Consider the following 20888-nt stretch of genomic DNA (forward strand, 5'->3'; position numbering starts at 1 on the left):
ACTATGACTGGCCGGGGCGGGTCGGCTCCGGTTCACCAAGAGGATGTCATGACAATACGCGCTGTCGTCTGGGGCGAGAATATCCATGAGCGGACCAATGAGGTGGTCGCTGGCATTTACCCCGAGGGCATGCATGCGACGATCGCCAAGGCGCTGAATTCCGACAAGGCGATCTCCGCCTCGACCGCGACGCTGGAGCAGCCGGAGCATGGTCTGCCAGCGAGCCGTCTGGCCGAAACCGATGTGCTGCTATGGTGGGGACACAAGGACCATGGCGCCGTCGCCGACGAAGTCGTCGAGCGCGTGGCGCGTCGCGTCTTCGAAGGCATGGGGCTGATCGTCCTCCATTCCGGCCATTTCTCGAAAATCTTCAAGAGGCTGATGGGCACGCCGTGCACGCTGAAATGGCGTGAGGCGGGCGAGCGCGAGCGGCTCTGGGTGACCAGCCCCAGCCATCCGATCGTTGCCGGGATCGGCGAGTATTTCGAGCTCGAAAACGAGGAGATGTATGGCGAGCAGTTCGCCGTGCCGGAGCCGCTGGAAACGGTTTTCATCTCCTGGTTCCAGGGCGGCGAAGTGTTCCGGTCGGGGCTGACTTATCGCCGGGGTGCGGGCAACATCTTCTATTTCAGGCCCGGCCACGAGACCTATCCGACCTATCACGACAGCAACGTGCAGAAGGTGCTGCGCAATGCGGTGAAATGGGCTCACAACCCGCTCGGGTCAAATCCAGCCATCCTCGACGCGCCGAACGTGCCGGTGGAAAAGGCGCTCGAGCCGATCGTCGAGCGCGGCGGAAAACTTCATGCCGAGGGCGAAGCCGGCTATCGCTGACCATGATGCCGAACCTTGGTTCGGAAAATCCACGGTCAAACAAGAAGATAAAGCCACATCCTAAGGATAAGAATCATGCGTCTCCTGATACTCGGCACCGGCTGGATGGCGGAGGAGCACGCCAGGCAGTTCAGCAAGATCGCGGGCGTCGAATTGATCGGCGCCGTCGATGTCGACCGCGCACGTGTCGACAAGTTTTCGGACAGCTACGGTATTCCCAACCGGTTCACGTCGCTGCAAGACGCGCTCGCATGGGACAAATTCGACGCGGTCGCGAACGTGACGCCAGATCGCATCCACCATCCGACCACCATGATGCTGATCGCGGCGGGCAAGCCGGTGCTGTGCGAAAAACCGCTGGCCGAAAATTACCGGAGGGCCAGCGAGATGGCTGATGCCGCCGAACGGGCCGGCATCATCAACATGGTCAACCTGACCTACCGCAACGTGGCTGCGCTGCAGAAGGCGCGCGCCATGGTGCTTGCTGGCGAGATCGGCCAGATCCGGCATGTCGAAGCGTCCTATCTGCAGAGCTGGCTGGTCTCCAAATTCTGGGGCGATTGGCGCACCGACCCGAAATGGCTCTGGCGCCTGTCGCGCGGCCACGGCTCCAATGGCGTGCTGGGCGACGTCGGCATCCACATCCTCGATTTCGCCAGCTATGGCGCGGCGCTCGACATCGACCATGTGTTCTGCCGCCTCAGGTCCTTCGACAAGGCGCCCAACAACCGGATCGGCGAGTACGAGCTCGACGCCAATGACAGTTTCACCATGGCGCTGGATTTCAGCAATGGCGCCTTCGGCGTCGTCCATGCCAGCCGCTGGGCAACCGGCCACCTCAACGAATTGCGGCTGCGCATCTATGGCGACAAGGGCGGCATCGAAGTGGTGCACAATCTGAACGGCTCGGAGCTGAACGTGTGCATGGGCGAGAACATCGAGAACGCCAAATGGCAGGTCCTCGATGCCGGATCGGTACCGACCAACTACCAGCGCTTTGTCGATGCGGTGCGAAACGGCGTTCAGCCCGAGCCGTCATTCCACCATGCCGCCGAACTGCAGAAGGTGCTGGATCTTGCCGTCGTCTCGGACGAGAAGAGGGCGGAGCTGAGGGCCCATGCCGACACGCAGTGATGTCGTTCGCTGAAAGGAGCCAGCCATGGCCACGCGCCGAATGTTCCTGCGGTCAGCTTCTAGCATTTGTAGACGGCAGCTAATCGTCACCCGATGGATCGGACCAAGCGGGCCGCGCCACCGCTAGGGCTCGAGGAAGTCCAGGGCCTTTTCCACAAAGGCACCGTGATACTGGAAAATGGCCGTATGCCCGCCGTCCTCGTACAGAACCAGCTCGGCATTGGGCAAGCGCCGTGCCATGTCGACGGAATTGCTGGTGGGCACCATTCTGTCGTGATCGCCATTCACCACGAGGACCGGGTGCCGGATACGCGATAGGTCGGCAGGGCGCTCCAGGCCAAAGGCACGGACCGCCTTGAGCTGCTGGTTGAAGGCGCCGAGCGTGATGGGCTTGTCGCGATCATCGGTCCGTTCCCTCAATCGCTGCAGAAATTCGCGCGCCGCCTTCTTGCCGTTGGGGCTCTGGGTGAAGAAGAGGTAGTTCTTCGGGTCCTTGATGGTCAGCGCGGCGCGGATCATGTCGAAGAAGGTGACGAACGTCACCCTGTCGATGCCGGTACCCCCGGCTGGACCGGTTCCCGCGAGAATGATCTTGCGAACCAGATTAGGCTCCAGCTGAACAATCGCCTGGGCGATGAAGCCGCCAAGAGATAGGCCAAGCAGATCGACCTGCTCGAAACCGAGAGCCCGGATGAAGGCGATCGCGTCGCGGGCCATCGCCTCCACCGTGTTGGGAGTGGAGCCGCCTGATGCACCAACACCACGGTTATCGAAGGTGATAACACGCCGTTTTGCGGCAATGCCATCGACGACCCGGGGATCCCAATTGTCGAGAACCGCACTCAGATGGGTGAGAAAGATCACCGGTAACCCCGTTGTGGGCCCGAGCTCCCGGTAGGCGAATTTCGTACCGCCGACGTCGACCGTTTTCGTCGGCACGTCCCTGTGTTTGATGATCGCGGCAGGTCGCGATAGTTGATGCACGTTCATGATGGTTTCCTTTCTGCGGGCTTGTCGCTCTCGCGGGGCTGGAGCTGCGCCTTCGCCGCCACCGCGCCAGCCTCAAGAATGCGATCGGATAGTTTGGTACCCTTCACCGCGCGGGACAGCTCAAGCGTGCCGATCAGGGTCGCAAAGACGCCGAACGCGACAGCCTCGGGGTCGCGGGCGTCGGGCGTAAGTTCGGCCGCCACCTGGCGTACGAGCTTTAGCAGGTGTTCGGCGTAGACTTGGCGCGTCTCGGCCGGCTCACGCGCAATTTCGGGCAACAGCGCGGCTGAAGCACAACCTTTGCCCGGATTGTCTCGGTGTTCCGCCGACAGATACGCGTCGATGGCCATTGACGCGCCGCCGGCGGCCAATAGCTCCTGAATTTGGTCCGCCTGAACTTCCAGGGCGGCCGCCACGCTCTCGCGCACGAGCGCCGCCTTGGACGGAAAGTGGGGATAGAAAGCTCCGTTGGTCAGTCCCGCCTCGCTCATGATGCCGGCGAGACCAGATGCAGCGATGCCGTCGGAGCGAAACCGTTCGGCCGCCACATCCATGATCCGCTGCCGCGATGCGTCCTTCCTACCTTTCTCATAGCGCATGGTTTCTCCTTCGATCATCTATTGCATTACGGTCATATTATCATTAAGTGATCGTAATGCAATAGGGCGATGCATCGGAGATGGCGCTCTGGGTCTCCTCAATTTGGAAAGCTGCAATGAAAGCCTTTATCGTCGATCGATACGCAAAGAACGCTCCCCTCCGGCTTGGAGAGGTTCCGGAGCCGGAAGTACGGGACAATGACGTGCTGGTGCAGATCCATGCCGCCAGCCTCAATCTGCTGGACTCCAAGATCAGGGACGGAGAATTCAAGCTCATCCTGCCCTATCGCCCGCCCTTCGTTGCAGGCCATGACGTGGCCGGAACGGTCATTCGCGTCGGCTCGAAAGTCCGACAGTTCAAACCGGGCGACGAGGTCTATGCGCGAACGAGCGACGGTCGGGTCGGAACTTTCGCTGAATACATCGCCATTAATGATGCGGACCTGGCCCTGAAACCGAAGAACCTCAGCATGGAAGAGGCTGCGTCCATTCCCCTGGTGGGACTGACCGCTTGGCAGGCGCTGGTCGAAAGGGCGAACCTGAAGAAAGGACAGAAGGTCTTCATTCAGGCCGGCTCAGGCGGAGTGGGGACATTCGCCATTCAGTTGGCAAAGCACCTCGGCGCGACGGTCGCCACGACAACAAGCGCCTCGAACATGGACATGGTCAGGAAACTAGGCGCCGATGTCATCATCGACTACAAGAAGGATGACTTCGAGAAAGTCCTTTCGGGCTACGACGTCGTTCTGAACAGCCAGGACAACAAGACGCTCGAAAAGTCCCTGCGCGTGTTGAAGCCAGGTGGCGTCGCCGTTTCGATCTCCGGTCCGCCCGATCCCGAGTTTGCCAGGGAGAAGGGTCTGAGCATGGTGCTGAGACTGGTCATGCGCCTTTTGAGCGCCGGCGTCAGGAGGCGGGCCAAACGCGCAGATGTCCGATATTCGTTCCTGTTCATGGCAGCCAATGGGGCGCAGTTGACCAAGATCACGTCTCTCATCGAGTCGGGCGTTATCCGCCCGGTCATAGATCGCGTCTTTCCGCTTGAGCTGACCAATGAGGCCCTGGCCTACATTGAGCGAGGCCGCGCCAAGGGCAAGGTTGTCATCAAGGTCAGATAGCTTTGCAATGCTTCAGGCCGACGACCTTCGCTTCCGGCATTCGCCAAATGATGTTCTACCCAAGCGTCCCAATGGGCATAGTTGCGGACTTTTCGACACTATCCACCCATCTCGGCCATCGGCGCAGCCAACTGAGTTGAGTTAGAACTCTAATGCCGCAGGATCTTGCTCAGGAAAGCGCGGCTGCGGTCGGTCTTGGGATGCGAGAAGAACTCGTCGGGCGTGCCGCTCTCGACGATGGCGCCGGCATCCATGAATACCACGCGCTGGGCGACCTTGCGGGCAAAGCCCATCTCGTGGGTCACCACCATCATCGTCATGCCTTCCTCGGCGACCGCAACCATGACGTCGAGGACTTCCGAGATCATCTCGGGGTCGAGCGCCGAGGTCGGCTCGTCGAACAGCATGATCTTGGGGCGCATGCCGAGGCAGCGGGCGATCGCCACGCGCTGCTGCTGGCCGCCGGAGAGTTGCGCGGGATAGGCGTTGACCTTGTCGGCAAGGCCGACCTTGGCCAGCAGCTCGCGACCGGCCTTCTCGGCTTCGGCGCGCGGGATCTTGCGGACATGGATCGGCGCCAGCGTCACGTTCTCGAGCGCGGTCTTGTGCGGGTAGAGGTTGAACGACTGGAAGACGAAGCCGATCTCGGTGCGTAGCCGCGTCATGTTGGTGGCGGGATCGCCGAGGCGCTGGCCATCGACCACCAGGTCGCCGTCGCGGATCGTCTCCAGACCGTTGATGCAGCGGATCAACGTGCTCTTGCCCGAGCCGCTCGGACCGCAGACGACGACCACCTCGCGCGGCTCGACGCTGAGCGTGATGTCCTTCAGAACATTGAGCGCGCCGAACCATTTGTTGACGCCGCGAAACTCGATCATGCCGGTGCGGCCTTTGCTGGGGTTCGTCACAACTGCACCTCGCCATGGGCCGCGCCCATGCGCTGCTCCAGCCGGCGGGCCAGCATGATCAGCGGATAGCAGACGATGAAATAGCCGAGGCCGACGAGGAAGAAGACCAGCAGGCCGTTCGGCACGCGTTGCACCACCAGCCAGCCGACCCGGGTGAGGTCGGTGAGCCCGATGGCCGAGACGACTGAGGAATCCTTGATCAGCAGCACATATTGTCCGACCAGCGGCGGCAGCACGATGCGCATCGCCTGCGGCAGCACCACCTGGCGCATCCGATGCCAGCGCGACAGGCCGGACGCCAGCGCCGCCTCGACCTGGCCGGTCGGCACTGAGCGGATGCCGGCGACGACGATCTCGCAGATGAAGCAGGCGGCCAGATTGGTCAGCGCGATGATGCCGGCGGTAAAGGCGTCGAGCTCGATGCCCAGCTCCGGCAGGATGAAGAAGATCAGGAAGATCTGCACCAGGAACGGCGTGCCGCGGATCAGGTCGACCCAAGCGCCGATGAGGCCGCTAATCAGCCGGTTGCCGCCGGTTCTCAATATGCCGAGGCCAAAGCCGATCAGCGTGCCCAGCACCAGGCTGATCAGCGACAGCATCACGGTCATGCCGAGGCCGCGCAAGGCGAGGGGGTAGCTGCCGGCGAGGCTTTGCAGTTGCTGCCAGATCATATGCTGCTCCTTGCCGGCTGCAGTCCAAGCCAGCGCCCGGACAGCGCCGCCAGTCCCTTCAGCCCGTAGTAGAGCAGGAGGTAGAAGGCGGCGATGGTGACAAAACCTTCCGCCGGCATGAAGCGGTCGGAGGCGAGCAATTGTCCGGCGCGCGTCAGCTCGGCGACCGCGATCAGCGACAGCAATGCAGAATCCTTGACCAACACGATCGCCTGTCCGAGCAGCGGCGGGATGGTCACCTTGAACGCCTGCGGCAGGATGACGAGGCGCATGCGCTGGACATAGGTCATCCCTGAAGCGACGCCGGCCTCGACCTGGCCGCGCGGGATCGACAGGATGCCGGCGCGGATGATCTCGGCGACATAGGCGCCGCTGTTCAGCGACAGAGCGAGAATGCCGACGACGAGCTCAGGCAGAATGATACCGAGCCGGGGCAGGCCGAAATAGAGGAAGTAGAGCTGCGCCAGCAAGGGCGTGGCGCGTACCGCGTCGATATAGGCCTTGGCCGGGACGCGAAACAGCCAGCCACGCTGCAGGTTCATGGCGCTGAGCACGATGCCGACGGCGAGCGCCCCGGCAAAGGAGAGAAGGGACAACCACACGGTGGTGACGAGGCCCTGCCCGAACAGCGGCAGATATTCGACGATGGTGCGGAAGCTGAAATTTTCGAGCATCGTTGGGCGGATTCCCCCGAGCGAAACGGTTTCCGAACAGCTTCGCGGCGCGAGGCACGCGAAGCTGTTCGGGTCTATTGCTGCTTAGTGGTCCTTCTTCCAGTCGTCGGAATTGACCCAGTAGTCGAGGTTCTTCTGCAGGCGGCCGTCGAGGCTGACCTGATCGAGGAACAGGTTCATCCAGGTCAGCAGGTCCTGCTCGTCATAGCGCGTGGCGAAGGCCAGCGGCTCCTTCGACAGCATGTCCGGCATGATGGTGAAGCTGCCGGCCGGATAGGCGGTCGACTGGCCCTTGACCGCCGAGACGTCGTTGACGCCGCAATCGGCCTGGCCGTTGTTGACGGCGTCGAGCAGCAGCGGGCCGCCGCCCTTGTAGCTCTTGATGTCGGCATCGGGGAAGGCGGTCTTGGCCTCCTTCTCACCGGTGGCGCCGAGCAGCACAGCGATCTTGGTGCCCTTGGCTTTGCAATCCTCGGTGGACTTGAACTTGCTGTCGGCTTTGGTGAAGACGGTGCTGCCCGTGTACATGTAAGGCTTGGTGAAGGCGACCTTCATCGCCCGCGCCAGCGTCGGCGTCATGTCAGCGACCAGAAGATCGGCCTTGCCCGACAGCAGCGCCGGGATCAGTCCGTCCCAGTCGAAATCGAGGAAGGTGATCTTGACGCCCATTTCCTTGGCCATCAGTTCGGCCAGTTCGACCGAACTGCCGGTGCGTTCGCCGGCCGCACCAACCAGCGAGAAGGGCGGTCCCTGCGTCTGCACGGCAACGCGCAGCTCGCCGCGCTTGGTGATCTCGTCGAGCGTTCCGGCACTGGCCGCGGCAGTGAGGCCGGCGAGCGCAAGGCCTGCGATGAAAAGCTTGGCAATCTTCATTGGGCATTCCTCCTTGTTATCGTTTGTTGTTCCACGTTTTTGTTCCACCCTTTCGGGGGCTTTTTGAGCGGCAGCGCCGTTGCCGGCGGCGGCCACCGTTCGAAAATCGTCAATCCCAGCTGATCGTTTCGGATACCCGTATACCGCGCCGAGCCAGCTCGTCGAGGAAGCGGCCGTCAGGCACATGCAGCAGCGGGTTGAGCAGGCCGGGTTCAGTGATTTCGCCCCGCGCCAGCATCTGCGCCACGATGCTGGCGGGATAGCCGACGCCAAGGCTCATGCCGAACAGGCCGGAGGCGAGATCGCGTTCGATGATCAGGTTCGAGGTCACCGTCTTGCGGCGGCCGCCTTGGGTGCCTGAGAAGACATTGCGCATCACGCAAAGGTCCTTTTCGTCGGCGCCATATTGCAGTTGCGGGCCGAGCAGCCGGCCGAGAAATTCACGTGGGCTGGCGCCAACTCCGGGCAGTTTGTCTTCGGAGAGGAAGCCAAGCTCCTTGAGCGGCGCCCAGAACGCCGACCAACCCGGCCAGCGCAACGAATAGCGGCCAGAGCGCTGCAGCTCCTTGGCGGCGGCCAACATCTCGACGTAGTGCGGCGCGTCGCCATTGGGGAAGGCTTCCAGTCTGCCCAGCCCGTCGACCTCGATCTGATGGATGAAGCGATTGTCGTGCTGGCGGCCGGCCGGCACCTCGACCCGTTGGCCGTCTTCGATGAGCACGCTGTCGCGGTTCTGGCTCACCAGAACCATGTCGAAGTTCCAGCTCACCTTGTAGCACAGCGGCTTGGCCATCGCTTTCGGCTCGGGGATGCCGCCGCAATAGGAATCGATCGCCGTGATGGTTTCGAACTGACGGGCGGCGCGCGCGTAGAGCACAAGGTCGATGCCGGGGTCGAGCCCGCATTCGGTCATGATCGAAACGCCGGCAGCTTCCGCTGCCGGGGCAAGGTCGGCGATGACCTTGCCGTAATTGGTGGTGACCAGCGGCGTGCGCGTCGCGATCGCGGCCAGCACCGCCTCGCGCATCAGCGGCTGCGGCAACAGGTCGATGGCGGCGTCGACACCCGCCAGCACGTCCGCCAATGCCGGAGCGATCGCGCCTTCCGGCACGACGAAACGCACGCGGCCAAGGTCGGCCAGGCCGCCGAGCCGGGCTGCCCCGTCCGGCGCGGTATCGACGCAGACCACTTGCTCGACACCGGCGCAGGCGACGAGATCCGCGATCGCCGCCCGGCCTTGCAGGCCGAGGCCGCCGAGAACCGCGATCTTCATGGCATTTCCTTGCGCGCAGTTGTCTCGTCCGACCAGCAGCCTTCCGGCAAGCTGACCCATTTGTTGCAGGAGGCCATGACGACGAACGTCTCGCTGCGCACGACTTCGCCAGGCTCGCCCGCGCCGGGGATCAGCTCGCTGGTGACACGGTAGAGATCGGCGACATCGCCGGCCACCGTCACGTCGACGATGATGTCGAAGCGCCCGGTGACGACAGAGGCCGAATTCACGAAAGGCAGTTCGGAAATGCGCTGCGCGAGTTCCCGGGCGCGACCGCGTCCCTGCGCATTGATGCCGACGATCGCCGAGATCAGCTCGGGGCGTTCGGTCAGGTTGAGCAGCCCGACGATCTTGAGCAGGTTGCGGTCCAAGAGGTTGCGCAGCCGCATGCGCACCGTCGGCACCGAGACCGCCATCTTCTCGGCGAGGCGATTGACGCCAAGCTGCGCATCCTGCGACAGCAGCTTGACCAGTCGCCGGTCGGTCTGATCGAGATGTTCCCGCAAACGCTCAGGCTTTCATAAATGGAAAGAATTTATGGATTTTTCTTTCTGATATGAAAACAGCTTAGGGGTTATCTTTTGAAATCGCAAGAGTGTTCGGCCGCCTGTTAACAAGAACCCGGAAGACGGGTATGGAGGGCTTGCCGCTGCCGCGGCCGACCGAGGGCATGCCGGCTAGCGCGGCTTCTCGATCCCCGGAATGCCGCCGATCCGCTCGGCGAGAAAATCGACCAGCAGCCGGACCCGCGCAATGCCCGCGCGCTCCGGAACGATCAGCATGCTCAGCGGTACGGGAGGCGGGGAATAGCCCGACAGGATCACTTCCAGCCGGCCAGCTGCGAGGAGATCGTCGACAAGCCAGTGATGGGCCGGTGCGATACCGCGCCCGGCGACAAGGGCTTCGCGCGCGGCAAGCCCATGGTCGACCCGAAATCGGCCGCCAAAAGGCACCGCATGGCGCTCGCCGCCCGGCCCCTGCAGGGCGAGCGTGTCGCTTCCCGCGATGTTCGACATCCGGATGCCTTCATGGCCAGGCAGATCCTGCGGGACAGCCGGTCTGCCCCGCGCCGCCAGATAGGTCGGCGCCGCCACCAGCAGACGCCGCGACTGGCCAAGCGCCCTTAGTTTCATGGAACTGTCGGTGAGCGGACCGAGGCGAAGCGCGATGTCGACGCCCTCCCGCACAAGGTCGATGCGCTCGTCGGTGAGGCTGAGATCGACCCCGATGTCGGGATAGCGGTCCTGAAAGGCGAAGATCAAGCGGCTGACGTGCAAAACCCCGAGCGCCGCCGTGCAGGATATCCGGATCGTGCCGGCCGACGCGCCGCGCGTGCCCCGCGCCTCATCGCCGGCCTGCTCAACGAGGCGCAGGATCTGGACGCTGTCGGCATAGTAACGGCTGCCTTCATCGGTCATCGTGACACGCCGGGTGGTCCTGCTGAGCAAGGGCACGCCGATGGCCTCCTCGAGTTCCCGCAGATGCCGTGTGACCGTCGACTGCCCAACGCCGAGTTCGCGCGCCACCGCTGACAGGCTGCCGCGCTCGGCGACGCGAACGAAGGTGCGCATGCGCTCGAGTGTGACGTCCGATCTATCCATTATTCGGCATAATCTTATTCATTGTCTACATATAGCGGATTACCCAAGGGCTGGCTACCTTCAGCGTTCACCGTCCTTCTTCGGAGTTGACCCATGAAAGTCCTGCTTGTCTTTGCTCATCCTGAATCGCGGTCGCTCAATGGCGCGCTGCGTGACGTCGCCATCAGGGAACTCGAGGCCCAGGGCCACGAGGTGCGGGTGTCGGACCTCTATGCCGATGGCTGGAAATCCGAGGTGGACCGTGCCGACTTTCCGTCGTGGCCGCCCGAAGCGCGTTTCCTGCCGGCTGGTGCGTCCAAAGAGGCTTTCGCGAGCAACACGCTGACCGATGACGTCAAAGCGGAGATCGACAAGCTGCTGTGGGCCGACACCCTGATCCTTCAGTTTCCGCTCTGGTGGTACGCCATGCCGGCGATCCTCAAGGGCTGGGTCGACCGGGTGTACGCCTACGGCTTCGCCTATGGCGTCGGCGAGCACAGCGACAAGCGGTGGGGCGACCGCTTTGGCGAGGGAACGCTCGCCGGCAAGCGCGCGATGCTGATCGTGACCACGGGCGGCTGGGAGGAGCATTATTCCGCCCGCGGCGTTAACGGCCCGATCGACGACCTGCTGTTCCCGATCAATCACGGGATCCTTTATTATCCGGGCTACGACGTGCTTCCGCCGTTCGTGGTTTTCAGAGTGGACCGTTTCGGTGAGGCCGATTTCGAACCTGTTGCGCAGCGGCTGCGCGAAAGGATGCGGACGCTCGAGACAATCCGGCCCATACCCTTCCGGCAGCAGAATGGCGGGGACTACCACATTCCGAGCATGCAGCTCCGCTCCGAACTGGGCGATCCGGGCGCCACAGGCTTCGCGCTTCACGAGGATCGCGCCGGCGCCAAGTCGGCGGCGTCGCGTCGCACCTTTCGGGGCGTTGCCTGACGCAGGGCAAGGCAAGGAGCCCGGAGCTTACTGGATGAATCAGCGGCAGGCCCGGAAGATCGCCACCGCCGCGGCCGTGAGCGCGGCATTGCCGGATGCCACGCGCAATTCTTTCAATCATTTCTTGAAATGTGGACCGGACTTTTCGTGATTTGATGGGGCCATCGAACAGGGGAGGCGTCATTGACCGACTACATCGGGTTGCCGAAAGCCGAAGTGCACATACACGTCGAGGGCTGCTTCGAGGCCGACGACGTAATCAGGAACTGCGAGGAGGCTGGCATTCCGCTGCGTGCGCCGCGCGACAGGCTCTTCGAAGCACACGACCTGAAGAGCTTTCTCGAGATGCTCGACTGGTTATGCGGGACGTTCCGGACGCGCGAGCAACTGGCCACCACTGCCTACAAGTTTGCGCAGCGCATGACCGGGAGCGGCGTGCGTTACGCCGACGTCATCGTCAACCCGACCCACTGGCCGCACTGGCACAGGAACCTCCCGGCGATGATCGACGCGTTCGACGTCGGTTTCGCGGCCGCCGAGCAGGACGGAAACCCGCCGGTCGGGCTTTGCGTCAGCCTGCTTCGCACCCAGTCGGCGGCGGAGTCGATCGAGTTGGTGGAGTTGCTGAGCGAGATCAGGCACCCGCGCGTCGTTGCGCTGTCGGTCGACGGAAACGAAGCGGCTGCCGGCCGCACCGGTCCGCGCTTTGCCGAGGCGTTCCGCCGGGCTGCTGCTGCGGGTTTGCGGCGGACAGTTCATGCGGGCGAGTCAAGCGGTCCCGAGGGCGTCCGTGACGCTGTCGAATTGCTTGGCGCCGACCGCATCGACCACGGTGTACGAGCGATCGAGGATCCGGATTTGGTCGACTTGCTTGCGCAAAGACAGATTCCTTTGGGCGTCTGCCCGATCTCCAACATCGTGCTCGGCGTCTACCGGTCGCTTGCCGAACATCCGATCGACGCCCTGCGCAAGGCCGGCGTTGCCGTCTCGATAAACACCGACGATCCGGCGCTGCTCGACACGACCCTCGAAGCGTCTTACGCCGCGTGCACCGAGGCTTTCGCATGGGACGGCGAAGCCATCCGCCAACTCGCTGCGACTTCGGTGCACGCGAGCTATGCCGACCCTGCGCTAAAGGCGCATATTCTGGCAGATCTGGCGGCATGGCAGGCCTGGCAGGCCTGACAAGGGCTGCGAGATCGGCAGCCTTTGAAAGCTTGGATTCCTCGCCCCACGGAAGTGGGGAGAGGTGGCCGCGAAGCGGCCGGAGAGGGACCCTTCGAAAGACGCAAGCCTTCTAATGAAGACGCTCGAGCGTGGGCCTGCGCGATTTCCCCCTCTCCGTCTCGGCTTCGCCGAACCACCTCTCCTCAGCGAGGAACCAGGTCCCGCTACCGCCTCTCCCTGAAAATCGCCACCGCCGCCGCCACCAGCGCTGCATTACCGAAGGCCACCGTTCCGTCCGGAAGCTCCTTGCCGTCCTCCAGCCCGACGCGCGTCGACCAGTTGCGTTCCGCCGCCCCATGCACGAACGGCCAGACAGTCGCGTTTTCGCCGTGCAGCAGGATGGCGTGGCGCATTCCGGCGCGGTCGAGTGCCGCCGCGATACCGTCGCTGACTTCCCATGCCGCGTTCAGCGCCTGCTCCGAGATCTCGATCAGGATGCGCAGCACCTTGCAGCCGTGATCGAGGCGCACCAGGCGCTCGGCGTCGGCGACGGAGGCGAGCCCGGCTTCGATGCCGATACCGCGCTGGCGCAGCCTCTGCATGACCTCGGGCGCGGCTTTCTCACTCAGATTGACCGAGGCGTAGTCGGGCAGTTCGCTCCAACCGTCGATCGCCGCCAGCGTGCGCTCGTCGTCGTTCTCGATCCAGGCGCCGGTCGAGACGCCGATCAGCGTTCCCGGGCAGGCGCGGCGCAAGGCCAGCATAGTCCGATCCATCGCCTCAGGCGCGAGGCTTTCGCGGCCATCGAGCCCGCGTGCATGGACATGCAGCTCGGCCGCACCGGCGGCCACGCAGGCCGCGCCGTCGCGCGCCATGGCGTCCGCGTCAAGCGGTAGGTGCGGATGGAAGTCGGCGTTGCGCGCGCCATTGATGCAGGCTTGAACGATCATGAGAATGGTCCGGTTGAAGTGGACCAAGTGTAGCGCGGGATGGCGGAAACCGGAATCGGGTTCGTCTCAGGAGAGTTGCTACGGAGGCAGGGAAGGTCCGTGATGTCGGCGCCGCCCCTTTATCTGGAAAACTCGCTGCGCACGATGCCGTGGCGCTGGAGCTTGTCGTAGAAGGTCTTGCGCGGAATGCCCAGCGCTTCGATCGTGCGCCTGACGTCGCCGTCATTGCGGCCGAGCGTCTCGCGGATGATGTCGGCCTCGTAGCGCTCCAGCCGCTCCGGCAGCTTCATGGCGGCATCCGGCTCAGCTGGGGCAGAGGATGACGCTCCGGCATCTTCCTCCAACCCAAGCACAAATCGCTCGGCGAAATGCGCCAGTTCGCGCACATTGCCCGGCCAGTCATGCTCCCTGAGACGGCGGTGCACCGAGGCTGGGACAGCCGGCACCGGGCGCCGGAAGCGGGCGGCGGCGCGCTCGGCGAAATAGAAGAACAGCAGGGCGACGTCGTCGCGGCGCTCGCGCAGCGGCGGAATGGAAATCGTCACCACGTTGAGCCGGTAGTAGAGATCCTCGCGGAACGTGCCGCGCTGGCGCGGATCGCCGAGATCGACCTTGGCGGCGGCGACGACGCGCAGGTCGACGGGCCGCATTTCGTTGGTACCGAGCGGGGTGACCTCGCGCATCTCCAGCACACGCAGCATCTGCACCTGTGTCGCCACCGGCATGCTTTCGATCTCATCGAGGAACAGCGTGCCGCCGCTGGCATGCTCGATGCGGCCGATGCGCTTCTTCTGCGCGCCGGTGAAGGCGCCCGCCTCATGGCCGAACAGTTCGCTCTCTATGACCGTCTCCGGCAGAGTGCCGCAATTCAGCGCAACGAAATTGCCCCCGGCGCGGCGGCTCCAGCGATGCAGGAGGCTCGCCACCACCTCCTTGCCGGAGCCGGTCTCGCCGGTCACCAGCACGTCGACATCGGTGTCGGCGATCTGCCGCAGCGTGCGGCGCAGCCTTTCCATCGCCGGCGTCTGGCCGATCAGCGGCAGACCGTCCTGCGCCTCGCCAGCCGCCTCGCGCAAGGCTCGGTTCTCCATCACCAGGCGGCGCTTTTCCGCCGCCCGTCGCACGCTCTGCACCAGCCGGTCGGCGGCGAACGGTTTGGTGATAAAGTCGTAGGCTCCGTCCTTGATCGCCTTGACCGCCATGGCGATATCGCCATGCCCGGTGACGAGGATGACCGGAATGTCTTCGTCCAGGCGCAGGACGCGGTCGAAAAGCTGCAGGCCATCGATCTCAGGCATCCTGATATCGGACACCACCACCCCGGCAAAACCGGCGTCGACCCTGGCCAGCGCCTCGGCCGCCACCGAAAAGGCCGAGACCGAAAAGCCGGCAAGCTCCAGCGTCTGCGCGGTCGCCTTCAGGAGATCGCTGTCGTCATCGATCAGGATGACCGGCGCTGCGTCGTCGTTGGTCATGCTGCCTTGGCCATTACGCTGCTTTTGGAAGATAAATGGTGAAGCGGGTGCCGCCGTCGTCGCTCGAAACTTCGATGCGTCCGCCATAGTCGGCGACGATGTCCTTCGAGATGACGAGACCGAGGCCGAGGCCTTTTTCCTTGGAGGTGTTGAATGGCGTGAACAGCGACTTGAGGATCCCTGGCGGGATGCCGGGTCCATTGTCGGAGACGCCGACCATGACACCGTCAGCCGTCTCTTCGACCGAGACCTGCACCCTGGCATCGTCGCGGCCTTCCAGCGCCTCCAGCGCGTTCTGGAACAGGTTGATCATCACCTGTTCGAGCCGCACCCGGTTGCCCATGACCTTGAGGCTCGGCGGCGGCAGCTCGATAGCCAGCGCGTCGAGCCGGCCGGCAAAGCGGCTTCTCAACAGCATCACGGCGCCCTCGATGACACCGCGCAATTCGACCGGCTCGGCGGCGGTGCGGCCCTTGCGGGCAAAGGCCTTCAATTCCTCGGTGATGGTGCCGATGCGTTCGGTAAGTGCTGCGATGGCGCCGAGGTTTTCCTCGGCAGGCCTGGTCTGCTTGCGATCGAGGAAGGTGCGGGCATTGTCGGCATAGGCGCGGATGGTAGCGACCGGCTGGTTGATCTCATGGGCGACGCCGGCGGCGACCTGGCCGAGGATGGCGAGACGGTTGGCCTGGACCAGCTCCTGCTGCACCACCTGGAGCTTTGCTTCGGTGCCGCGGTGGTCAGTAATCTCGGCTTGCAGCCGGTCGCGGGCCTGGCTCAGATCCTCGGTGCGTTCGATGACGCGGCGTTCGAGTTCGCCGCGCGCCGCCTGTTCGGCGGCGATGCGCATTTGCGCCGACTGGCGGCGCCACAGGAGATAGGCGGCGAAACCAAGCAGCGGGATGACGACGCCCAGCGCCAGAAGCCGCATTTCACGGATCGCGGCAGCGACCGGCGCTTCTGCCGGGACGAGATAGTCGAGCCGCCAGGGGGTCGAAGGGACCGGCGTGGAGAGGCGCAGATATTCCGCATCGCTGCCGCCCGGCGTCACGGCATGGACGATCGACACGTCGGGGCTCAGCGCCTCAGGGCGCGTGATCGGCAACGGCACCAGCGGCGCGTCGCCGAACTGCTTGATATCACGGATGGCGGCAAGCTCTGGGCCGGCCAGCGGCGTCGTCGTCATGAAGCGCCAGGATGGCACGCTGGTGATCAGCACGACGCCATGCTCGTCGCTGACATAGGCCGGGCGGTTCGCCTCGTGCCAATCGGCCTCGAGCTGGTCGAACTCCATCTTGACGACGACGACGCCGAGCGGTGCGGCAGCATCGCCGACGCGCCGCGAGATGTAGAGGCCGGGGCGTTTGCTGACATTGCCGAGCGCGAAATACTCGGCGGTTCCGGCCTGCATCGCGCCGGAGAAATAATCGCGGAAGCGGTAGTCGTTGCCGACGAAGCTGATCGGCTCGCGCCAGTTGCTGGAGGCGATCGCCAGTCCGTCGGTGCCGATGACATAGAGCACCGACGCCTTGGTGCCGGAGACCAGCCCCTCGAGCTTGCGGTTCAGCACATCGATTGCAGCGGCACTTTTCTGCGACAGCGCGTCACGCACCTGCTGGTCTTCCGACAAGAGCAGGGGCAGGGCGCGCGGGCTTTCCAGCACGGCGCGCAGCAGCGCGACCTTCAGATTGGCGTCGGTGCGGCCCTGCGCCGCCAGCGTGCCGACCTCTGTAGTGCGGCCGTACAGGCCGGCGCCGTAAAGTGCTGCCGCGGCGATCGCAAGGGCGACGGCCGCAAACAGCAGCCAGGAACGGCGCGCCCGCCTGCCGAGTTGCTCGGGCGTTGACGACAAGGCAGCGGCGGGGCGTTGCAGCATCGCCCATTTGTGCATGATTTCGCACAAAGCACAATTCGATCTATGCGAATATTCGCACTTCCTGGGCGCGAAGCGAGTCTTGGGACTTGAGAATACTCAACAAAATCAAAGGGAGATTCTCTTCCGCGCAATGTGGCACGGCGGTTGCAAACACGAATTCAGCAGTCGCGAGGCTGCTGGAGGTCAAAGCAATTGCCCCGGGAGGTCGAGGGTTCGATCGGGGCGCCATGGAGGACGTCATGCAAACAGCATTCGCTGCCGCCGAGCCGCGCGGCAAACTTCCCTTCTATCGGCATCTTTACGTGCAGGTGCTGGCGGCGATCGCCGCCGGCGTGCTGCTTGGTCACTTCTATCCCGAAACCGGTGAGGCGCTGAAGCCGCTCGGCGACGCCTTCATCAAGCTGGTCAAGATGGTGATCGCACCGGTGATCTTCCTGACGGTGGCCACCGGCATTGCCGGCGTTTCCGACCTGCAGAAAGTGGGCCGCGTCGCCGGCAAGGCGATGATCTACTTCCTGGCATTCTCGACGCTGGCGCTTGTCGTCGGCCTCGTCGTGTCGAACGTCGTGCAGCCGGGCGCCGGCATGCACATCAACCCGGCCACGCTCGATCCCACCAAGGTGGCGACCTTTGCCGAGAAGGCGCACGACACAACCATTGTCGGCTTCCTGATGAACATCATCCCCGACACCATCACCGGCGCTTTCGCGAAGGGCGACATCCTGCAGGTGCTGTTCTTCTCGGTGCTGTTCGGCGTTGCCTTGGCCATGGTCGGCGATCGCGGCCGCCCGGTCGTCGATTTCCTGCAGGCACTGACCACGCCGATCTTCCGCCTCGTCGCCATCCTGATGAAAGCCGCACCGATCGGCGCTTTCGGCGCCATGGCTTTCACCATTGGCAAATACGGCATTGGCTCGATCGCCAACCTCGCCATGCTGATCGGCACATTCTACCTGACCGCGCTGCTGTTCGTGGTGGTGGTGCTTGGCGCGGTTGCCCGCTACAACGGCTTCTCGATCCTGGCGTTGATCCGCTACATCAAGGAAGAGCTGCTGCTGGTGCTCGGCACCTCGTCCTCGGAAGCGGCACTGCCCGGGCTGATGGCCAAGATGGAGCGCGCCGGCTGCAACCGTTCGGTGGTCGGGCTGGTCATCCCGACCGGCTATTCCTTCAATCTCGACGGCACCAACATCTACATGACGCTTGCCGCCCTGTTCATCGCCCAGGCGACCGACACGCCGCTCACCTTCGGCGACCAGATATTGCTGCTCGCCGTCGCCATGCTGAGTTCCAAGGGCGCCGCCGGCATCACCGGCGCCGGCTTCATCACGCTTGCCGCGACCCTCTCGGTGGTCCCCACCGTGCCGGTCGCCGGCATGGCGCTGATCCTCGGCGTCGACCGCTTCATGTCGGAGTGCCGGGCACTGACCAACTTCATCGGCAACGCGGTGGCGACGGTGGTCGTGGCGCGCTGGGAAGGGGAACTCGACCAGACCCAGTTCGCCGCCGCGATGGCCGGTGACTTGCCCGAGGAAGTCGACCTGTCGCTGCCCGGGCTGCAGGCCGCCTGATTATTCAGGCCCGCGCCCATACAGTCCGGAGCCGGTTCGCCGGCTTCGGAAGAGCAACGGCCGTCGCTGCATGTAGCCTGAAACGCAATGCCGCCTTGTTTTCGGCGCGGGCTTGTTCCGGCCGCATTTGACGGTCACCATCCGCCATGCCTTCAAGGCGCCCGTCCGCTTCGATCCCGACGTGATCGTGACCGAAGGCGGCACCATTTCCGTCGGGCTCGGTTGCGGCATCGTCCTGACCGAAACCGTCGGAGCCTTTGCTGCCGCCGACCATACTCTTGACCCGGGCGGCCAGTGTTGAAGGCAATGGCGGCCTCATTGCGAAGTCGCAACGCAAGACGTGACCCGTCTCTTGATGGAAAGCCGTTTCCTCAGGAAACTCGTCGGGCACTTGAAGAGGTGGCAGACCCACGAGCGGATTTGCCGAAACCAAAGCAAGATGCGAGGTCAAATGCGATGCAACCCGTGCCGAGAATTCCGGTATCCATCATCATCCCGAACTACAATTACGCGCGGTTCCTCAAGCGCAGCATCGATAGCGCCCTGGAGCAGGACTACGCGGATGTCGAAGTCATCGTCGTCGACGATGCATCGCAGGACAATTCCACGACAATCATAGAATCATATCGCGACGAGATCCTCGCATGCCCGCGAGCGCAAAATGGCGGGCATGCCGCGGCGTTCAACACAGGCTTTGCGGCAAGCTCTGGCAAGATCGTCCTGTTCCTCGACGCCGACGATTATCTCTATCCAACCGCCGTTTCCACGATCGTCGACATCTGGGATGCGGCTACGGCCCAGGTGCAGTCCAGGCTGCACATCGTCGACGAACGGCTACGCGTCAAGGACGTCTTTCCGCCGCCCGAACTGCCCTTCGACAGCGGCGACGTCATGCCGAAACTGCTGCACAAGGGCCGTTACCAGACAACCGTGACCAGCGGGCTGGCCTTTGACCGCGCAACGCTGGAAGCGATCATGCCGATTCCCGAGCCGGAGTTCCGCCAGGGCGCCGATGGCTATCTTGCAACGCTGGCGCCGCTTTACGGGCATGTTCAATCCATTGACGAATGCGTCGGCGCCTACCGGATCCACGGCGCCAACCATTCGGTGTTCGGCGAAAAGCTCGCCGAACGGGCGCGCTGGCGGGTCAGGCACGATTTCCAGCGCATGCAGGCGCTGTCGGAGCAGGCCGCCGGGATCGGCCTGACCATCGTGCCGTCGGATGCTGTCCGCCACGACCCGGTCCACCTGGAAGAGCGGCTGGCGTCGCTGTGCGCGGACAAGGGCCGGCATCCCGTGGCCGACGATTCCCGGCTGGCGCTGGGGACGGCCGGCGCCGTAGCCAGCCTCGAAATGACGGTGTCCCTGCGGCGGCGCGCCATCCTTGCCGCCTGGTTCCTGTCGGTCGGCATGCTGCCGCGGAAAATGGCCATGTCGGTCCTGTCGTGGAAGCTTGACGCATCGTCGAGACCGGCATTCCTTGCGCGGATGTCCAAGACCATCCGCCACGCCATGGGATAGCCTTGACGGGATGTGGCTTGTGAAGCCCGTCGATGATACGCAAGAGCGGCGCCGACCAGGCGACGGAATGTCATCCGCTTTCGGGAGGGGCTGAGCCCTGATGGCAAACACCAGGGCTCAGGGAGTAGCAAGGGATCATGCAGCCTCTGCGAGAGCGCGTTCGTTCACGCCGGATTCGCCCAGCTTGGTGAGAGCCTCGTCTGTTGCCACCTCTTCCTGCAGCGTGGTCCTGAGAAGCTGCAGAGCATCCTTCATGCCAAGCTGTTCTGCCCACGCGATGAGCGTGCCGTAGCGGGCTATTTCGTAGTGCTCCACAGCCTGTGCCGCGGCAACGAGGCCTGCATCCAACGCCGGAATTCCCTCATATTCTTCGAGGATTTCCGAGCCTTCTTCGAGAATGCCGTCGATCGCCGGGCAGGTCTTGCCGCGAGCCGGCTTTCCGAGAAGGTCGAACACCTGCTCGAGGCGATCGACCTGTCCCTCGGTTTCCATTTGGTGCTTTTCGAACGCGGCCATGACCTCCTTCGCTTCGGCGCCCTTGGCCATTTTGGGCAGGGCCTTCAGTATCTTCTTTTCCGCGTAGTAGAGGTCCTTCAGGCCGTCGAGGAACAGATCCTCAAGGCTTTTGGACTTCGACGTTGAGGCCTTTTTCGTTGTCGCCATTTTCCGATCTCCCGTTGATGAGCCATCCACTGCCGGAGGCCCTAGTCAACACGGATCGGCGCAACTTGT

General features: G+C 63.7%; 21 protein-coding genes. 8 read left to right on the top strand and 13 right to left on the bottom strand.

What is annotated here, in order from left to right; all coding sequences use genetic code 11:
• Nucleotides 1–48: 48 nt before the first annotated feature.
• Entirely contained in the window at nucleotides 49–834 is a 786-nt protein-coding gene (locus IQ26_RS25795) for a ThuA domain-containing protein (RefSeq protein ID WP_145721126.1), read from the top strand.
• A gap of 75 nt (nucleotides 835–909) precedes the next feature.
• On the top strand, nucleotides 910–1968 hold the full coding sequence (locus IQ26_RS25800) for a Gfo/Idh/MocA family protein (protein ID WP_145721127.1): 1059 nt from the start codon (nucleotides 910–912) through the stop codon (nucleotides 1966–1968).
• Between the two features lie 123 nt (nucleotides 1969–2091).
• Here the strand turns inward: IQ26_RS25800 and IQ26_RS25805 are convergent, their stop codons facing one another.
• Complete coding sequence (locus IQ26_RS25805; RefSeq protein WP_145721129.1) at nucleotides 2092–2958, bottom strand: alpha/beta fold hydrolase; 867 nt, start codon at nucleotides 2956–2958, stop codon at nucleotides 2092–2094.
• Nucleotides 2955–3557, bottom strand: coding sequence for a TetR/AcrR family transcriptional regulator (locus tag IQ26_RS25810; RefSeq protein ID WP_145721134.1), 603 nt, complete (start codon nucleotides 3555–3557; stop codon nucleotides 2955–2957). Before IQ26_RS25810 ends, IQ26_RS25805 begins: the two co-directional genes overlap by 4 nt.
• Before the next feature lie 116 nt (nucleotides 3558–3673).
• Here IQ26_RS25810 and IQ26_RS25815 point away from each other — a divergent pair, with 116 nt between their 5' ends.
• A complete protein-coding gene (locus IQ26_RS25815) occupies nucleotides 3674–4675 on the top strand; it encodes an NADP-dependent oxidoreductase (RefSeq protein WP_145721155.1) in 1002 nt (333 codons plus the stop codon).
• Nucleotides 4676–4824: 149 nt separating this feature from the next.
• Here the strand turns inward: IQ26_RS25815 and IQ26_RS25820 are convergent, their stop codons facing one another.
• The 7 genes from IQ26_RS25820 to IQ26_RS25850 all read right to left on the bottom strand — a co-directional run bounded on the left by IQ26_RS25820 (nucleotide 4825) and on the right by IQ26_RS25850 (nucleotide 10675).
• Nucleotides 4825–5553: an amino acid ABC transporter ATP-binding protein gene (locus tag IQ26_RS25820; protein WP_091599429.1), complete on the bottom strand. Its 729-nt coding sequence runs from the start codon at nucleotides 5551–5553 to the stop codon at nucleotides 4825–4827.
• Between the two features lie 26 nt (nucleotides 5554–5579).
• Nucleotides 5580–6254 (bottom strand): amino acid ABC transporter permease, encoded by a 675-nt coding sequence (locus IQ26_RS25825; RefSeq protein ID WP_145721162.1) that lies wholly within the window; start codon nucleotides 6252–6254, stop codon nucleotides 5580–5582.
• The gene (locus tag IQ26_RS25830) at nucleotides 6251–6928 is read right to left on the bottom strand and encodes an amino acid ABC transporter permease (RefSeq protein ID WP_145721167.1); all 678 of its coding nucleotides are present in this window, start codon (nucleotides 6926–6928) and stop codon (nucleotides 6251–6253) included. Before IQ26_RS25830 ends, IQ26_RS25825 begins: the two co-directional genes overlap by 4 nt.
• An 84-nt stretch (nucleotides 6929–7012) precedes the next feature.
• On the bottom strand, nucleotides 7013–7801 hold the full coding sequence (locus IQ26_RS25835) for an ABC transporter substrate-binding protein (RefSeq protein ID WP_145721171.1): 789 nt from the start codon (nucleotides 7799–7801) through the stop codon (nucleotides 7013–7015).
• A gap of 109 nt (nucleotides 7802–7910) precedes the next feature.
• A complete protein-coding gene (locus IQ26_RS25840) occupies nucleotides 7911–9074 on the bottom strand; it encodes a saccharopine dehydrogenase family protein (protein WP_145721173.1) in 1164 nt (387 codons plus the stop codon).
• Nucleotides 9071–9580, bottom strand: coding sequence for an Lrp/AsnC family transcriptional regulator (locus IQ26_RS25845; RefSeq protein ID WP_145721175.1), 510 nt, complete (start codon nucleotides 9578–9580; stop codon nucleotides 9071–9073). Before IQ26_RS25845 ends, IQ26_RS25840 begins: the two co-directional genes overlap by 4 nt.
• A gap of 171 nt (nucleotides 9581–9751) precedes the next feature.
• A complete protein-coding gene (locus IQ26_RS25850; RefSeq protein WP_145721178.1) occupies nucleotides 9752–10675 on the bottom strand; it encodes a LysR family transcriptional regulator in 924 nt (307 codons plus the stop codon).
• A gap of 93 nt (nucleotides 10676–10768) precedes the next feature.
• Between IQ26_RS25850 and IQ26_RS25855 the strand changes: the two genes are divergently transcribed.
• Together IQ26_RS25855 and add are read left to right on the top strand one after the other, a co-directional pair.
• Nucleotides 10769–11599, top strand: a complete 831-nt coding sequence (locus tag IQ26_RS25855; RefSeq protein WP_145721180.1) for an NAD(P)H-dependent oxidoreductase — start codon at nucleotides 10769–10771, stop codon at nucleotides 11597–11599.
• A gap of 183 nt (nucleotides 11600–11782) precedes the next feature.
• Nucleotides 11783–12784 carry an adenosine deaminase gene (add, locus tag IQ26_RS25860; RefSeq protein ID WP_145721183.1) on the top strand — a complete coding sequence of 334 codons (1002 nt, stop codon included), beginning with the start codon at nucleotides 11783–11785 and terminating at the stop codon, nucleotides 12782–12784.
• A 206-nt stretch (nucleotides 12785–12990) separates the two neighbouring features.
• Here the strand turns inward: add and IQ26_RS25865 are convergent, their stop codons facing one another.
• The 3 genes from IQ26_RS25865 to IQ26_RS25875 all read right to left on the bottom strand — a co-directional run bounded on the left by IQ26_RS25865 (nucleotide 12991) and on the right by IQ26_RS25875 (nucleotide 17064).
• Nucleotides 12991–13716 (bottom strand): 3-keto-5-aminohexanoate cleavage protein, encoded by a 726-nt coding sequence (locus tag IQ26_RS25865; RefSeq protein ID WP_145721184.1) that lies wholly within the window; start codon nucleotides 13714–13716, stop codon nucleotides 12991–12993.
• A gap of 119 nt (nucleotides 13717–13835) precedes the next feature.
• Complete coding sequence (locus IQ26_RS25870) at nucleotides 13836–15191, bottom strand: sigma-54-dependent transcriptional regulator (RefSeq protein WP_145721186.1); 1356 nt, start codon at nucleotides 15189–15191, stop codon at nucleotides 13836–13838.
• Nucleotides 15192–15204: 13 nt separating this feature from the next.
• Complete coding sequence (locus tag IQ26_RS25875; RefSeq protein WP_208760214.1) at nucleotides 15205–17064, bottom strand: sensor histidine kinase; 1860 nt, start codon at nucleotides 17062–17064, stop codon at nucleotides 15205–15207.
• A 239-nt stretch (nucleotides 17065–17303) separates the two neighbouring features.
• Here IQ26_RS25875 and IQ26_RS25880 point away from each other — a divergent pair, with 239 nt between their 5' ends.
• The 3 genes from IQ26_RS25880 to IQ26_RS25890 all read left to right on the top strand — a co-directional run bounded on the left by IQ26_RS25880 (nucleotide 17304) and on the right by IQ26_RS25890 (nucleotide 20156).
• The gene (locus IQ26_RS25880) at nucleotides 17304–18635 is read left to right on the top strand and encodes a dicarboxylate/amino acid:cation symporter (protein WP_167522708.1); all 1332 of its coding nucleotides are present in this window, start codon (nucleotides 17304–17306) and stop codon (nucleotides 18633–18635) included.
• A 112-nt stretch (nucleotides 18636–18747) separates the two neighbouring features.
• Nucleotides 18748–18936, top strand: coding sequence for a hypothetical protein (locus IQ26_RS25885; RefSeq protein ID WP_145721193.1), 189 nt, complete (start codon nucleotides 18748–18750; stop codon nucleotides 18934–18936).
• A gap of 155 nt (nucleotides 18937–19091) precedes the next feature.
• Nucleotides 19092–20156 carry a glycosyltransferase family 2 protein gene (locus IQ26_RS25890; RefSeq protein ID WP_145721195.1) on the top strand — a complete coding sequence of 355 codons (1065 nt, stop codon included), beginning with the start codon at nucleotides 19092–19094 and terminating at the stop codon, nucleotides 20154–20156.
• Nucleotides 20157–20291: 135 nt separating this feature from the next.
• Here IQ26_RS25890 and IQ26_RS25895 read toward each other — a convergent pair whose 3' ends face one another.
• Nucleotides 20292–20819, bottom strand: a complete 528-nt coding sequence (locus tag IQ26_RS25895; protein ID WP_145721197.1) for a YciE/YciF ferroxidase family protein — start codon at nucleotides 20817–20819, stop codon at nucleotides 20292–20294.
• Nucleotides 20820–20888: the final 69 nt, after the last annotated feature.

Source organism: Mesorhizobium tianshanense (assembly GCF_007830515.1).
GTDB classification, from domain to species: domain Bacteria; phylum Pseudomonadota; class Alphaproteobacteria; order Rhizobiales; family Rhizobiaceae; genus Mesorhizobium; species Mesorhizobium tianshanense.